Raw genomic sequence first — 14,351 nt, forward strand, 5'->3', positions numbered from 1 at the left:
GCGCTGAACCCACCATGTCGCGCTATCTCCTCCGACGCCTGGTCGGCGTCGCCGTCACCCTCCTGGTGGCGAGCATGGTCGTCTACCTCAGCGTCTTCCTCGCGCCCGGCAGCCCGGAGCAGGTGCTCTTCGGCAGCCGGCCACCATCCCCTGAGGTTCAGGCCCAGGTCCGTCATGCGATGGGGCTGGATCAGAACGTCTTCGTCCGCTACTTCGATTGGCTCGGGAACGTGCTCACCGGGAATCTCGGCACCTCACTCATCAACCAGCAGCCGGTGACCTCCCTGCTGGGACATCCGGCGACCGTCACCCTGTCCCTGGTCGCCTATGCGGCGCTGCTCATCCTCGTGGTGGGCTTCGGCAGCGGCCTGCTGGCCGCACTGCGTCCGGGCTGGGTCGACACCACCGTCACCGCCGTGACCTCGGTGGCCACCGCAGTCCCTGCGTTCGTCGCGTCGGGTCTACTCATCAGCCTGTTCGCGGTCAGGCTCGGCTGGTTCCCGGCCTACGGGCTCGCCGACGGATTCGGCGGGTGGGTGCGCGGCCTGACCCTCCCCGCGGTCGCGCTGGCGGTCATCTCCAGCGGCATGCTTTCCCGCGTGATGCGGGCCAGCGCGCGTCAGGAGCTCGCGTCCGAGCACGTCGTCACGGCTCGGATGCGCGGTATCGGATCGGCCCGGATGGTGCGCAGCCACGTGGTGCGCAACGCCGCCGGCCCGGTCGTGACCGTCGCGGGACTGCAGGTCGCCGGGCTCGTCGCAGGCGCGGTGGTCGTCGAGCAGGCCTTCGGGCTCAGCGGGCTGGGGCAGCTGCTGATCACGTCGGTGGAGCAGAAGGACTTCCCAGTGGTGCAGGCGGTGGCGCTGATCGTCGTGGCGGCCTTCGTGCTGTTGAACCTGGCGGCGGACCTGATCGTCGCGGCCCTCGACCCGCGGGTGCGCGCGGCGGTGAGCGGATGAGCAGGACCAGGCTCGGCCTGTCCGGCTGGATAGCGGTGACGGTGCTGACGCTGCTCGTCGCGATGGCGATCTTCGCGCCGCTCATCACGCAGCACGACCCGAACACCGGTGACCTCCTGGCCACGCACGCCGGACCCAGCGCCGCGCACTGGCTCGGCACCGACGGCACCGGCCGCGACAACTTCTCGCGGCTGGTCTACGGAGCTCGTACCAGCCTGCTCGGCCCGACCTTGATCATCGCTCTGTCGCTGCTCGTCGGCGTACCGCTCTCGCTGCTGAGCGCCTGGCGTGGCGGCTCGGTGGCATTTGTGATCAACCGCGTCTTCGACGTCCTCTTCTCGATCCCGGGGCTGCTGCTCGGCATCTTGATGGTGGCGACCTTCGGCGCAGGGCTGCGCTCGGCGGTCGTCGCCCTGGCGATCGCCTACCTGCCCTACGTGGGCCGGCTCAGCTCCGCTGCGGCCGAGCGCGAGCGGCGGCTGCCGTACGTGCAGGCGCTGTCGGTGCAGGGCCACGGCGCGACGCGGATCAACATCAGGCACATGCTGCCGAACCTCGCGCCGCTGCTGGCCGGGCAGGCCACGGTGGCCTTCGCCTATGCGCTTCTCGATCTCGCGGCGCTGTCCTTCCTCGGGCTCGCCGTCCAGCCGCCGCAGGCCGACTGGGGAGTGCTGGTCAACGATCACGACGCGATCTACCAGGGGCATCCGATCGGCGTGGTCTCGGCCGCCGTGATGATCGTCGCGACGGTGCTCTCGCTCTTCGTCCTCGGGTCGAAGATCTCCGGGGAGGAGCGCTGATGGGCCCGCTGGTCGAGTACCGGGACCTGGCCCTGACGATCGGGGACGTACCGATCCTGCGCGGTGTGTCGTTCGACGTCGCTGCCGGCGAGGCCGTCGGCCTGGTGGGGGAGTCGGGCTCGGGGAAGTCGATGACGTTGCGTGCCCTCGCCCGGCTGTTGCCCGACAACGCCAGCACCACCGGGGAGGCACTGTTCGACGGCACCGATGCGCTCGCACTCTCGCGCGGTCGGCTGCGATCCCATCGCCGTGGCCTGGGCATGGTTTTCCAAGATCCCCGTGCGGCGATCAACCCGATGCACCCGGTGGAGAGCTTCCTCGTGGAGCGCGCCCGCGACACCGGCAGCGACCTTGGCGCGGCCAGGACGAGCGCAGTGACGATGCTGCGGCGGATGGGCATCCACGATCCCGAGCGACGGATGGCGCAATACCCGTTCGAGCTGTCCGGAGGGCTCCTGCAACGCGTCATGATCGCGTCGGTGCTGATGGAGCGCCCGCGTCTGCTCCTGGCCGATGAACCGACCACGGCGCTGGACGTGACGACCCAGTCCGACGTCCTCGCCTTGGCAGGCGATCTGCGTCGCGAGGCAGGCACCGCCATGCTGCTGGTCACCCATGACCTCGACCTGGCCGGCGCCGTCTGCGACCGGATCGTGGTCATGTACGGCGGACAGGTGCTCGAGACCGCCTCCGCCACGGACATCGCCTCCCGGCCGGTGCATCCCTACACCCGCGGTCTGCTCGCTTCGCGGCCACCGTTGACCCGGCGGCTCGACACGATCCCCGTCGTACCAGGGACGCCGGTGTCGGCGTCGGCGACCGGTCCCGGATGTCCGTTCGCCTCGCGTTGTCCGGTTGCCGTCGAACGGTGTGCGACCGAGCTGCCCGAGGAGCGCCTGATCGCCGGCAGCCGGGTGCGATGCCATCGCGCCGAGGAGGTCGTCGCGGGCGTCCTCGATGCCGAGCTGCCGCTACGCGAAGAGGAAGTGCGATGAGCGAGCCCTGCACGCCGACCGACGACGTGGTGGTCGAGGTCGAGCATCTGGTCAAGTGCTACGGCACCGGGCCCGTGGTGGTGGACGACGTCTCGTTCCAGGTCAGGCGCGGCCGTACGACGGCGCTGGTGGGGGAGTCGGGGGCCGGGAAGTCGACCATCGGCGCGATCCTCAGCGGCCTCGCCTCGGCGACGTCGGGACGTGCGGTCGTGTGCGGCGAGGACCGCAGTGTCGCGGCCCGGTCGGCGCGCGACCGGAGTCGTCGCGGACGACAGCTGCAGCTGGTGCCCCAGGATCCCTACACCACGCTGGACCCGACGCAACGGGTCGGCGCGGCACTGCTGGAGGCGGCCGCCCTTCGAGGGGTCCCGCGTGACCAGCGGCCGGCACGCGTGGCCGAGCTGCTCGATCTGGTGGGGCTCGGCGAGGCTCATGCAGATCTCGTGCCGCGGTCCCTGTCGGGAGGTCAGCGGCAGCGGGTCGCGATCGCACGGGCACTCGCCACCCGGCCGGAAGTGCTGGTGCTGGACGAGGCGGTCTCAGCGCTCGACGTCTCGGTCCAGGCGCAGGTGCTCAACGTGCTCAATCGACTGCAGCGTGACCTTGGCACGGCGTACCTCTTCGTCACCCACGACCTCGGCGTCGTGCGTCAGATCGCCCACGACGTGGTCGTCCTGCGTGCCGGCCAGGTCGTGGAGGCGGGAACGGTCGACGCCGTTCTCGGCGATCCACAGCATGAGTACACACAATTGCTGCTCGCTTCGACCCCCCGCCCCGGCTGGGTGCCCGTCGCACGGTGATTCGATCGGCCGCTCCGGCTACCTGCGGGCATGGAGGGATGTCTGGATCTTGCGGCGGTAGCGGTAGTCGCCGCTGGGGAGCCGGATCGTTTCGTACGTCGGGTCGTGTGCTTTGCGGTGGTGGTGGCCGCAGAGGAGGGCGGCGTTGGTGAGGTCGGTGGGGCCGCCTCGGCTCCAGGGATTTTCGTGGTGGGCGTCGCACCAGGTTGCGGGGACGGTGCAGCCTTCGGCGCGGCAGTGCCGGTCGCGGATCTTGAGTGCTTTGTGTTGGGCTGGGGAGAAGAGTCGTCTGGCTCGGCCGAGGTCGAGTGGTTCGGATTGGCCGCCGAGGACGTAGGGGATGATCGCGGCGGTGCAGGCCAGTCGCCGTGCTTCTCCGGCGGGGACGTTGGTGTCGCCGAGTTGGGCGATGCCGAGCTCGCTGTGCAGGTACTCGATGGGGATGGTCACGATCACGGCGGTGGTGTCCCCGCCGTGGGCGGGGACCCCGTCGCCGGGCACGCATTCGAGGAGTTGGGCGAAGGCGTCGGCGAAGAGCCGGTTGCGGGGGCGCACTTTGCCGTCGGTTTCTAGGGCGGCGACGCGGGGTTGGGCGAAGGCTTCGAGCAGGGTGTGGAGGCGTTCGCCGACGGCTTCGGGGATGAGCGCGTGGATGCGGGTCATGCCGTTGCCGTGGTCGCTGATCGTCAACGTGGCCTTCGCGTGCGCGGCCTCTTCGAGGCGGCGGATGGCTTCAGCTTCGGCTGCCTCGGCGATCTCGGGTGCCACGATCTCCAGCAGGTGGTTCGCCAGGCGGCGGAGATCTGTGGGTCGGTGTTGGGTGGCGAGGTCGCACAGGTGCGCCTCGGCGCGATCGAGCACCTCGGCAGGCAGGTCCTCGGGCAGTGCGGCGAGTCCGTCCAGGATGACGCGGGCGTGCTCCACACTGATCCGACCCGCGGCCAACCCGGCCCGCACCACCGGCCGTCCTTCCAGGCCGCGCGCGAGGGCGAGCGCAACGTGTGCCGGTCGGCTGTCGGCCACCTCCTGGGCGACGAGCCAGGACGCCACGTCGCGGGCGCCGATCTCCTCGGCCACGTCCTGGGCGCTGGCGAGGACGCGTAGTTCGAGCTCTTCGAGACGGGCCCGGAGCCGCCGCAGGTCGAGGATGGTGGCGGCTTTGTCGGTGGTGGAGAGGAAGATCGGATTCGCATCGACCGCCTGACTCAGGGCGGCATCGATCGCGACCACGGTGGTCTGGATCTGATGCATGGTCACCACCCGAGAGAATCGCTTCGAACACGTATTCGAACGATATCAACTCAAATCAGCCAGCACAACCCTCTTCCGCGGACATGCCGCGCTAAATCCTCGCCGTACCCGATCACAAGCGTGGTGGCCCGACGCAACCGACGCGAAGGCACCCAACCCAGCCAAGACACGCAACCACGCTGGGACTGGCCCACACTTCTCGTCTGTCTCCAGCAACCCGCGAACCGCAGCGCCTCGACAAGCTCGACGGGCGTTAGCGCCTCGACAAGCTCGGCGGGCGTGACCGCTCAACCCGCCGAAACTGACCCCTCAACCCGCAAAAGGTGACCTGTCGACGTCAGGCACCCTCGCGGCGGTTGGCTCGGCGGGCGGTGCTCGGCGGGCGGTGGGCACTGGAAAAACTCGACCTATCCGCCACCACGAGGACATGGCTAGGGTGACATCCGTGACGGCGACCACGGTCGAGGAGATGGCTTCGGAGGACTCCGGGGCCAACCTGCAGGGCACGGCACGGATCCTCGCGTTCTCGCTGATCGCGGGTGGGATGCTGCTGGCGGCACTGGACAGCACGATCGTCTCGACGGCGTTGCCGACGATCGTCGGCGACCTCGGCGGTGCGAGTCACCTGTCGTGGGTCGTCACGGCGTACATGCTGACGGAGACGGTCGCGACCGCTCTCGGGGGCAAGCTCGGCGACCTGTACGGCCGCAAGACCCTCTTCATGGTCTCGATCATCATCTTCGTCGGGGCCTCGGCGCTGGCCGGTGCCAGCGGATCGATGGCTTGGCTGATCGTGGCCCGCGCGATCCAGGGCCTCGGCGGTGGCGGCCTGACCGTCACAGCCACAGCGATGATCGCCGACATCATCCCGCTGCGTGATCGTGGGAAGTATCAAGGGGCTCTCGGCGCCGTCTTCGGTGTGACCACCGTGATCGGGCCGTTCCTCGGTGGGGTGTTCACCGATCACTTGTCGTGGCGGTGGGTCTTCTACATCAATGTCCCGATCGCGATCATCATCCTCGTCGCAGCGGTGAAGCTGCTCCCGTCGGTGCGCAGCGAGGGCCGCCCGGTCATCGACTACTGGGGCATCACCTGGATCACGCTGGCCTCGACGATGCTGGTGCTGGGCACGACCTGGGGCGGCACCCAGTACGCCTGGGGATCGGTGCAGATCATCGGTATGTTCGTCGGTGCCGTGGTCGCCCTCGGCCTGTTCGTCTGGGCCGAGTCGCGTGCGGCCAGCCCGATCCTGCCGCTGCGGCTCTTCCGCCAGAACGTGTTCACCGTCAGCTGCGTGCTGAGCTTCATCGTCGGCTTCGCCCTGATGGGCACCATGACCTATCTGCCGACCTTCATGCAGTACTGCCTGGGGATCTCGGCCACCGCCTCGGGCGTTCGTACCTTCCCGATGGTGGCCGGGCTGCTGATCGCCTCGATCCTGGCCGGCAACACCGTCTCGACCACCGGCCGCTACAAGATCTTCCCGATCGTCGGCGGCGTCGTGATGGCGGTCGGTGCGTTCATGCTCTCCCGGCTCGACCAGCACTCAGGTGTCTGGTCGACCTCGTCAGCGATGTTCGTGCTCGGCGTCGGCATCGGCCTGTCGATGCAGGTGCTGGTGCTGATCGTGCAGAACACGGTCCCGTACGCGGACCTGGGTGTGGCGACGTCCGCGGTGAGCTTCTTCCGCACCATGGGCAGCACGTTCGGCGCCGCCGTGCTCGGCTCGGTGTACACGAACGCCCTCGGTGACAGGCTGCCGGGCGCGCTGGCTCAAGCCGGGGTGGCTCCCAGCGCGATCTCGACGCCCGATGCACTCAACACTCTCCCCGCCGATGCCGCCGACATCATCCGGACGGCGTACGCCGACTCCTTCCAGGTCGTCTTCACCGCGGCGATACCGCTCGCCGTGCTGGCGGTGGTGCTGGCCCTCTTCCTCAAGCAGGTCCCGCTGCGTGGTCTGGTCGTGCCTACCGCGAGCGAGGTCGGGCGCGGGTTCGGCATGCCCGACGACCGCAGCAGCAGCGAGCAGCTGGAGGCCCAGGTCGTCAGCGTTGTGCGCAGCCGCCGTGCGGTCTCGATCCGCGACCGGATCCTCTCCCGCCACGACATCCCGGACGACGCCATGGTCTGGGCCGTCATGGAGACCGCCGTGCACACCTACCGGCACCACGAGGCCCCGACCATCGAGGAGATGGCATATCGCCACCTGCTCCCGCCGTCGGTGCTGCGGCCGAGCCTGGACATCGCCATCTCCGAGGGCCTGCTGACCGAAGGCGACGACGGCTTCGCGCTGACGGACGAGGGTACGGCGACGGTGCGCCGGATCCTGACCGCCGTACATGCCGGTCTGGTGCGCGAGGTCGAGCGCCAGTACGGCCGTGCGCTCGACGAGACCGAGCGTCACGACGTGGGGCGGGTGGCATGGCGGCTGGCGACCGAGCGGCTGGCGCTGCAGTACGAGGGGCGCCACCGGCGAGAGTTCGCGTGACACGGCCACCCCGCCACGCCTGATCCTGTGACGGGGCGGCCGATCGCCAGGACTACTCGCGAGACAGGATGGCCGCTGCCTCGAGCTCGAGGTCGAGGTACTGCTCGCCGCTCACGTCGACGGCGACGCCGAGCAGCTGCCCACCGGTGAACGGGAACGGGTTGGTGTACTTCCGACTGACCGTGTCGGCGCTGTCCCACCCGACGCAGAGCCCGTCGCCGCAGAGCGTGAACTTGCCGATCTGGGCCCTCATCGGGCCGGTCGTGACGGCCACGTCGTCCACGTAGAGGGTCGCCATGCCTACCGACTCCTTGTACTTCCCGGCGCCCTCGCGGATGAACTCCACGCCGAGCGTGTGCGGGCCAGGCGTGAGCTCGTCCGAGACGAACGACTGCTCGGGCGGGATGCCGAGGAAGTTGTAGACGTAGTGGAGCCTGTTGTCCTTGATGAACAGCGTGTGGCCTCCGAAGCGGGAGCCGTGCGCGAACAGCACGCCCTGAGCGCCCGGATCGAGGACCGCGTCGGCGATGATCTTGTACGACCGTCCCCGGACGCTGACCGCGACGCCCTCGGGAACGGCTGCGGTGCCGGGGTAGTAGACGTAGCGTTCCCGGACCGGCTCGGCCTGAGGGCGCTCGATGTTCACCAGCTCCACCGGGGTGCGGTCGTCGAGCGGTAGCACAAAGTTCTTCTCCGCCTCAGCGTCGAACGCGGCGATGAGCTCCTGGAGCTTCTCCGGCATCTCGGCCGCAAGGTCTGTCGACTCCGAGCGGTCCTCGGCGACGTGGTAGAGCTCCCAGGCGTCCTGGTCGAAGTGCCCCTTGCCGCTGATCGGTGCGTGGATCGCGGAGGCCTTCCAGCCGTCCTTCCAGATCCCCCTGGTGCCGAGCATCGCGTAGTACTGCGCCGACTTCTGCGTCGGCCCGTCAGGGGCGGCCGCGAAGGTGTACGTCATCGGGACGCCGCTGAGGGGGAACTGGTCGACGCCACGGTAGACGTCGGGCATCTCCAGCCCGGTCACGTCGAGGATGGTGGCGACCACGTCCGTGGAGTGGTGGTACTGGTGCCGGATCTCGCCCTTGGCAGCGATGCCCCGGGGCCAATGGATGACCATCGGGTCACACGTCCCACCGGAGAACTGCGAGTACCGCTTGAACATCTGGAACGGCGTCGAGAAGGCGGCGGCCCAACCGGTGGGGTAGTGGTTGTAGGTGTCGGCGCTGCCCAGCTTGTCCAGCATCGCCAGGTTCTCGGCCAGGTCGTCGGGGTAGTTGTTGAAGAACTTGTTCTCGTTGACCGAGCCGTTCGGGCTGCCCTCGCCGGACGCGCCGTTGTCGGCGCAGTAGAAGATGATCGTGTTCTCCAGCTGACCGGTCTCCTCGAGGTGGTCAACGATGCGTCCCACCTGGGCGTCGGTGTACTCCGAGAAGCCGGCGAACACCTCGGCGAAGCGTGAGAACAGGCGCTTCTCGTCGTCTTTGAGCGCCTCCCACCGACGCACCTCGTCGGTGTCGAGAGCGACGTCGTCGGGCAGCGGGTTGAGCGGCGTCAGCTCCGTGCCCTCGGGCATGATGCCCCGCTCGATCATCCGGCCGAGCACCCACTCGCGGTAGGCCTCGTAGCCGTCGTCGAAGGCACCCTCGTACTTGGCGATGTACTCCTCCGGCGCGTGGTGCGGGGCGTGGTTGGCGCCCGGGCAGAACCACATGTACCAGGGCTTCGACGGGTTGGAGGCCTGCTGGTTGCGCAGCATGTGCAGCGCCTGGTCCGCCAGATCCTTGGAGAGGTGGTAGCCCTCCTCGGGGGAGTAGGGCTGCTCGATGAAGTGGTTGTCCTCGACCAGGTCGGGATACCAGTTGTTGGTCTCGCCGCCGAGGAAGCCGTAGAAGCGGTCGAAGCCGAGCTGGAGCGGCCACATCGAGCGACTGCCGCCGGGCGCGTTGTCCTCCTCAGGCACGTTGTGGTCCTTGCCGACCCAGAAGGTGGAGTAGCCGTTCTCCTGCAGGATGTGGCCGATCGTGGCGCACTCCTGCGGGATCCGGCCCGCGGCGCCCGGGAAGCCGTCGGTGGCCTCCATGATCGTGGCGCACCGGTTGACGTGGTGGTTGCGGCCGGTGAGGAAGGTCGAGCGGGTCGGCGAGCAGAGTGCCGTGGTGTGCCACTGCGTGTAGGTCAGGCCGTTCTCGGCGAGCCGCTCCATCGTCGGCATGTTGATCCGGCCGCCATACGGCGACCAGGCGGCGAGGCCGGTGTCGTCGTACAGGATGACCAGCACGTTCGGGGCGCCCTCAGGTGCGCGCTTGAGCTCGTAGGGCGTCCAGTCCGCAACTGAATCGCGGACGTCGAGCCGGATGACGCCGTTGAAGTCCTCGTTCACCGTGCACTCCTCAGATCGATGTCGTCGTACGGCAACGGTGCCTCCGGGACGGTGCTGCTTCCTCCCCCGAGGTGGGTGAGTCCGAGCCGCATGGATGCGGCACGCCCGGCGCGGGTACGTGGCCCGCGTGCTGCGCTTCTTCGTGCTCCTCGCCCTGGTCGTCCTCGGTGCCCTGACAGTCCTCGCTGCGGCGATCGGCGGGTGGGGCTGGTGGATCCTGGCGGCGGTGGTCGGCGGCCTGCTGATCGTCGCTGCCTACGACCTGATCCAGCGACGGCACTCCGTGTTGCGCAACTATCCGGTGCTCGGGCACATGCGCTTCCTCCTGGAGAGCATCCGGCCCGAGCTCCAGCAGTACTTCATCGAGCGCAACTTCGACGGCCGTCCCTACGACCGCGACACCCGCTCCGCGATCTACCAGCGCGCCAAGGGGATCAAGGAGGAGCAGCCGTACGGCACCGAGCGCGATCTGGACGCCGTCGGCTACGAGTACCTCGTGCACTCGACCGCACCCGTCGCGCCGCTCGCCCACGCACCTCGGGTGCGGATCGGCGGTCCCGACTGCACCAAGCCCTATGACATGGCCCTGCTCAACGTCTCGGCGATGAGCTTCGGGTCGCTGTCGGGCAACGCGATCGAGGCGCTCAACCGCGGCGCGGCCCTCGGTGGATTCGCCCAGGACACCGGCGAAGGCGCGATCAGCCCCTATCACCGCAACGGCGGCGACATCGTCTGGGAGCTCGGCTCGGGCTACTTCGGCGCACGCACTGAGGACGGGCACTTCGACGAGAAGCAGTTCGCCGAGAAGGCCGCCGACGAGCAGGTGAAGATGGTCAGCCTCAAGCTCAGCCAGGGCGCCAAGCCCGGCATCGGCGGGGTGCTGCCGGCCGCGAAGGTCTCCGCCGAGATCGCCCGCACGCGCGGCATCCCGCAGGGGGAGAAGTGCATCTCACCCGCCTTCCACGAGGTGTTCTCGACCCCGCGCGAGCTGATCCGGTTCATCGCCCGCTTCCGGGAGCTCGCCGGCGGGAAGCCCGCCGGCTTCAAGCTGTGCGTGGGCTCGCGGGTGGACGTGCTCGCGATCTGCAAGGCGATGGTCGAGGAGGGGATCACCCCCGACTTCATCGTCGTCGACGGTGCGGAGGGTGGCACGGGTGCGGCGCCGCTGGAGTACGAGGACCACGTCGGGATGCCGCTCACCGAGGGCCTGATGACGGTGCACAACGCCTTGGTCGGCGTCGGCCTGCGCGACCGCGTCCGGATCGGTGCGAGCGGCAAGGTGAGCAGCGGCATCGACATCGTCAAGCGGATGATCCAGGGCGCCGACTACACCAATGCCGCCCGAGCGATGATGCAGGCGGTGGGCTGCATCCAGTCGCAGCGCTGCCACACCAACCGGTGTCCGGTCGGAGTGGCGACGCAGGACCCGAAGCGGATGCGCGCCCTGCACGTACCGACCAAGACCGAGCGTGTGGTCAGCTATCAGGCCGCCGTGGTCGAGCAGGCGACGCAGGTGATCGCCTCGATGGGACTCTCGTCCTTCGAGGATCTGCGGCCGCACATGCTGCGACGCCGGATCCACGACGGCGAGATCGCGTCGTACGCCGAGCTCTTCGAGCACCTCCGCCCGGGAGAGCTGCTCGAGCGGGCGCCGCAGTCGTGGGGCCGGGATTGGGAGCTGGCCGACCCCGACAGCTTCCGGCCCTGACGGGACGCTGCCCACGATCACCCACCTCGGGGGAGTGCCGCGCGCGTGCGGGCGGCCAGCGTGATGCCTGACGAAGGAGGCAGGCATGCTGACCAGGCTTCGCGAGACGCTGCTGCCCGCCAGCCAGCGCCGTACCGTCGAGGAGCTCGCCCTCGAGCTCGACCCCGAGACCGGCGACGTCGTGGCGAAGCGGTCGGCGTTCTGGGCGATGCTCGTACTGTCGGCCGTGATCGCGTCGGCGGGGGTCTTGACGGACTCGACGGCCACCGTCATCGGGGCGATGATCATCGCCCCGCTCTCGACGCCGATCATGGGGACCGCGCTCTCGATCGTGACGCAGCGGCCTTCGAAGGCCATCCTGCGGGTGGTAGGCGGCGCAGGGGCGGTCGTGCTCATCGGCCTGCTCTTCGCGGCGCTGTTGCCCGGTGTCTACGACCTGCACGCGAACAGCCAGATCACCGGGCGCACCTCGCCGGGCTTGTTCGACCTGCTCGCCGCGCTCGCCACAGGTCTGGCCGGAGCGGTCGCGCTGGCACGACGCGACGTCGGCGCCGTCCTGCCGGGCGTGGCGATCGCGATCTCGCTGGTGCCGCCGCTGGCCGTGGTCGGGGTCTGTCTCGGTCAGGGCGCCTACGCGATGGCAGCAGGTGCTGCGGTCCTCTTCGCCTCCAACTTCCTCTCGTTGGTGATCGCGGGGACCTTCGTCTTCGCCGTGCTGGGCTACACCGCGGCCGCCCGGGACTCGCACCGCCGGAAGCGGCGGACCCATCTCCTGCTCGGGTCGCTGCTCGCGGCGATGGCGGTGCCGCTGGCTGCCAACACCGTGTTCACCGCCCTGACCTCGGTGTGGACGGCACGCGTCACCGACGCTGCGCGGGACTGGATCGCCGTCGTGCCGGGTGCCGAGGTCACCGGTGTCGATCGCCAGGCGACGACGATCTACATACACGTCCGTACGCCGTCCGACGTGCCACCCACCGCCGACCTGATGGCCCGACTCTCCTCGGAGGTTCCTGCCGGGCTGCAGATCATCGTGGAGACCACCGCCGGCGAACGCATCCACGCCGGCGACGTCGGCTGAGCCGACGGCGGCTGGGAGATAGCCGGCCGCGCCGCCGGCCACTCACCCCCAGAGCGTCGCCCAGTCCTTCGCCATGCTGACCACTGTCCAGCCCAGGCGGGCTGCGACATCGGTGATGGGCTCCGGCTCGGCGAAGGTCTGGGCCGTGCCGACGTAGGCGAACTCCCGATCGGCGTCGTCATGGTCGACGAGCAGCGCGAGCGTCGGCCCCTCGCCCGCGTCGGCCCAGCTGAGCATCTCGCGGTCGCCACCGGAGTTGCCGGCGGCCAGGATCGGTCGGCGGCCCAGCTGGGTCTGGATGTTGCCGACCTTGGCGGCACCCTCGTTGACGACGCCGATGAGCCGGTTCGCCCGGGTGAGCCTCGCCCCTACCTCGGCGGTGGCCGGCACGAGGTCGTAGTCGATCAGGCTGCCGACCACCGCCTCGGGCGGTACGCCGTACAGCTCCTGGCTGATCGCACGCACGAACTCCGTGCCGCCGCCGGTGACCACGGACACGGTGAAGTCGATGCGGCGCAGCTCGGCGATGAGCTCGCGCATGGGCAGGTAGGTGAGCTTGCGGAGCGGCCGGCCGAGGGTGGCGTGGTCGGCCCGTGCCATGAAGGCCCGCACCTGGCCGGTGAACTCGTCCGGCGTGCGGCCCTCGAAGAGGCCGGTCAGCGCCATCGCGATCCGCTCCAGGCCGATCTCGCCGACCTCGGCCTGCGAGCCGGAGAGCAACGCCGCGAACTCCGCCCGCTGCGCGAGGGTCGGATCGCGACGCACCGCCGAGGTCAGCGCGTCGACGAAGAAGTCGAACTGCACGTACGTCGGACGCTCGCACCACAGCGTGCCGTCGTTGTCGAAACAGGCGACGCGCTTCTCCTGCGGGACGTCGGCGGCCGCATCCAGGAATGCCACGACGGCGTCACGGGTGGCGCCGGGACGCCAGGACGGGAGTCGGTCATCAGACATCGGGTGTCCTCTCGGGTGGGGGTCGTCGTACGCACCGGAAGCCGACGTGGCTCATTCCCGTGTCGATCATCTGCGGCCGCCGGGCCGCCGGTCGGTAGCGCAGGCAGTAGGAGTCCGCGCACAGATGAGAGCCGCCCTTGACGACCTTCCGGCCGACGCGGAACTGCGGTTGTGCGGCGTCGTAGCTGGCCGCCACGTCGCCCCCGCGGGGGTCCTCGGGCACGCAGCACGGTGAGCTCACCTCGTCGGGGTGTCGCTCGGTCCACCAGTCGTCCGTCCACTCCCAGACGTTGCCGGCCATGTCGAACAGGCCGTAGCCGTTGGCGGGAAAGCTACCCACCGGAGCGGTCCGCAGGAATCCGCTCTCGCCCGTGCTGCGCCACGGGAAGTCCGGGCCGTCCCAGGTGTTCGCCATGATGCGGCCGCCCGGACGCGGCTGGTCACCCCACGTGAAGGGCGCGCCTTCGAGACCGCCACGGGCGGCATACTCCCACTCGGCCTCGGTCGGCAGCGCCGCGCCGATCCACGCCGCATAGGCCGCGGCGTCCTCGTGCGCGATGTGGACGACGGGGTGTTCGAGCCGCTTGTCGACCGAGCTCTTCGCGCCGAGCGGATGCTGCCAGGATGCGCCGGGCTTCCAGCGCCACCACTGGCTGAGGTGGCGCAGGTCGACGGGGCCGCGGGTCGGGGTGAAGACCATCGACCCCGGTTGCAGGTTCTCCGGCGGCGCGTCGGGGAAGTCGGCGGGGTCGAGGGCGCGTTCGGCGACGGTGACGTAGCCGGTCGCCTGGACGAAGTCGGCGAACTGCGTGTTGGTCACCGTCGTGGCCTGGATCGAGAAGGCGCCGACCCGCACCCGGTGGGTGGGCGCCTCCTCGGGGTAGTGCGCGTCGGAGCCCATCGTGAATGTGCCACCAGGCAGATCGACCCACATC

11 protein-coding genes are annotated in these 14,351 nt (G+C 69.4%); 7 read left to right on the forward strand and 4 right to left on the reverse strand.

Annotation, left to right across the window (positions count from 1 at the left end; translation table 11 throughout):
• The first annotated feature begins 14 nt into the window (after positions 1 to 14).
• The 4 genes from H036_RS0113555 to H036_RS0113570 are packed head-to-tail and all read left to right on the forward strand — an operon-like array spanning position 15 to position 3,554.
• Entirely contained in the window at positions 15 to 959 is a 945-nt protein-coding gene (locus H036_RS0113555; protein ID WP_017935336.1) for an ABC transporter permease, read from the forward strand.
• Positions 956 to 1,759: an ABC transporter permease gene (locus H036_RS22850; RefSeq protein ID WP_157417355.1), complete on the forward strand. Its 804-nt coding sequence runs from the start codon at positions 956 to 958 to the stop codon at positions 1,757 to 1,759. Before H036_RS0113555 ends, H036_RS22850 begins: the two co-directional genes overlap by 4 nt.
• Entirely contained in the window at positions 1,759 to 2,754 is a 996-nt protein-coding gene (locus H036_RS22855; RefSeq protein WP_017935338.1) for an ABC transporter ATP-binding protein, read from the forward strand. Before H036_RS22850 ends, H036_RS22855 begins: the two co-directional genes overlap by 1 nt.
• The gene (locus H036_RS0113570) at positions 2,751 to 3,554 is read left to right on the forward strand and encodes an ABC transporter ATP-binding protein (protein WP_017935339.1); all 804 of its coding nucleotides are present in this window, start codon (positions 2,751 to 2,753) and stop codon (positions 3,552 to 3,554) included. Before H036_RS22855 ends, H036_RS0113570 begins: the two co-directional genes overlap by 4 nt.
• An 18-nt stretch (positions 3,555 to 3,572) precedes the next feature.
• Here the strand turns inward: H036_RS0113570 and H036_RS24480 are convergent, their stop codons facing one another.
• Positions 3,573 to 4,805 carry an HNH endonuclease signature motif containing protein gene (locus tag H036_RS24480; RefSeq protein WP_232421865.1) on the reverse strand — a complete coding sequence of 411 codons (1,233 nt, stop codon included), beginning with the start codon at positions 4,803 to 4,805 and terminating at the stop codon, positions 3,573 to 3,575.
• Positions 4,806 to 5,250: 445 nt separating this feature from the next.
• Here H036_RS24480 and H036_RS0113580 point away from each other — a divergent pair, with 445 nt between their 5' ends.
• The gene (locus H036_RS0113580; RefSeq protein WP_017935341.1) at positions 5,251 to 7,296 is read left to right on the forward strand and encodes an MDR family MFS transporter; all 2,046 of its coding nucleotides are present in this window, start codon (positions 5,251 to 5,253) and stop codon (positions 7,294 to 7,296) included.
• Positions 7,297 to 7,348: 52 nt separating this feature from the next.
• Here H036_RS0113580 and H036_RS0113585 read toward each other — a convergent pair whose 3' ends face one another.
• Entirely contained in the window at positions 7,349 to 9,673 is a 2,325-nt protein-coding gene (locus tag H036_RS0113585; protein WP_017935342.1) for an arylsulfatase, read from the reverse strand.
• Between the two features lie 127 nt (positions 9,674 to 9,800).
• Here H036_RS0113585 and H036_RS0113590 point away from each other — a divergent pair, with 127 nt between their 5' ends.
• Entirely contained in the window at positions 9,801 to 11,381 is a 1,581-nt protein-coding gene (locus H036_RS0113590; protein WP_017935343.1) for an FMN-binding glutamate synthase family protein, read from the forward strand.
• 85 nt (positions 11,382 to 11,466) lie between these two features.
• Entirely contained in the window at positions 11,467 to 12,462 is a 996-nt protein-coding gene (locus H036_RS0113595) for a DUF389 domain-containing protein (protein WP_017935344.1), read from the forward strand.
• 42 nt (positions 12,463 to 12,504) lie between these two features.
• Here H036_RS0113595 and H036_RS0113600 read toward each other — a convergent pair whose 3' ends face one another.
• Both H036_RS0113600 and H036_RS0113605 read right to left on the reverse strand, forming a co-directional pair.
• Positions 12,505 to 13,416, reverse strand: a complete 912-nt coding sequence (locus H036_RS0113600) for an HAD family hydrolase (protein WP_017935345.1) — start codon at positions 13,414 to 13,416, stop codon at positions 12,505 to 12,507.
• Entirely contained in the window at positions 13,409 to 14,350 is a 942-nt protein-coding gene (locus tag H036_RS0113605) for a formylglycine-generating enzyme family protein (RefSeq protein ID WP_017935346.1), read from the reverse strand. Before H036_RS0113605 ends, H036_RS0113600 begins: the two co-directional genes overlap by 8 nt.
• Position 14,351 lies beyond the last annotated feature (1 nt).

Source organism: Nocardioides sp. Iso805N, assembly GCF_000364605.1.
Classification (GTDB): Bacteria; Actinomycetota; Actinomycetes; order Propionibacteriales; family Nocardioidaceae; genus Nocardioides.

Excerpts from the sequence above, each read along its gene's own strand:
- H036_RS22850 (WP_157417355.1), top strand. The coding sequence starts at position 956 with ATGAGCAGGACCAGGCTCGGCCTGTCCGGCTGGATAGCGGTGACGGTG.
- H036_RS24480 (WP_232421865.1), bottom strand. The coding sequence starts at position 4,805 with ATGCATCAGATCCAGACCACCGTGGTCGCGATCGATGCCGCCCTGAGT.
- H036_RS0113570 (WP_017935339.1), top strand. The coding sequence starts at position 2,751 with ATGAGCGAGCCCTGCACGCCGACCGACGACGTGGTGGTCGAGGTCGAG.
- H036_RS22855 (WP_017935338.1), top strand. The coding sequence starts at position 1,759 with ATGGGCCCGCTGGTCGAGTACCGGGACCTGGCCCTGACGATCGGGGAC.
- H036_RS0113555 (WP_017935336.1), top strand. The coding sequence starts at position 15 with ATGTCGCGCTATCTCCTCCGACGCCTGGTCGGCGTCGCCGTCACCCTC.
- H036_RS0113595 (WP_017935344.1), top strand. The coding sequence starts at position 11,467 with ATGCTGACCAGGCTTCGCGAGACGCTGCTGCCCGCCAGCCAGCGCCGT.
- H036_RS0113605 (WP_017935346.1), bottom strand. The coding sequence starts at position 14,350 with ATGTGGGTCGATCTGCCTGGTGGCACATTCACGATGGGCTCCGACGCG.
- H036_RS0113600 (WP_017935345.1), bottom strand. The coding sequence starts at position 13,416 with ATGTCTGATGACCGACTCCCGTCCTGGCGTCCCGGCGCCACCCGTGAC.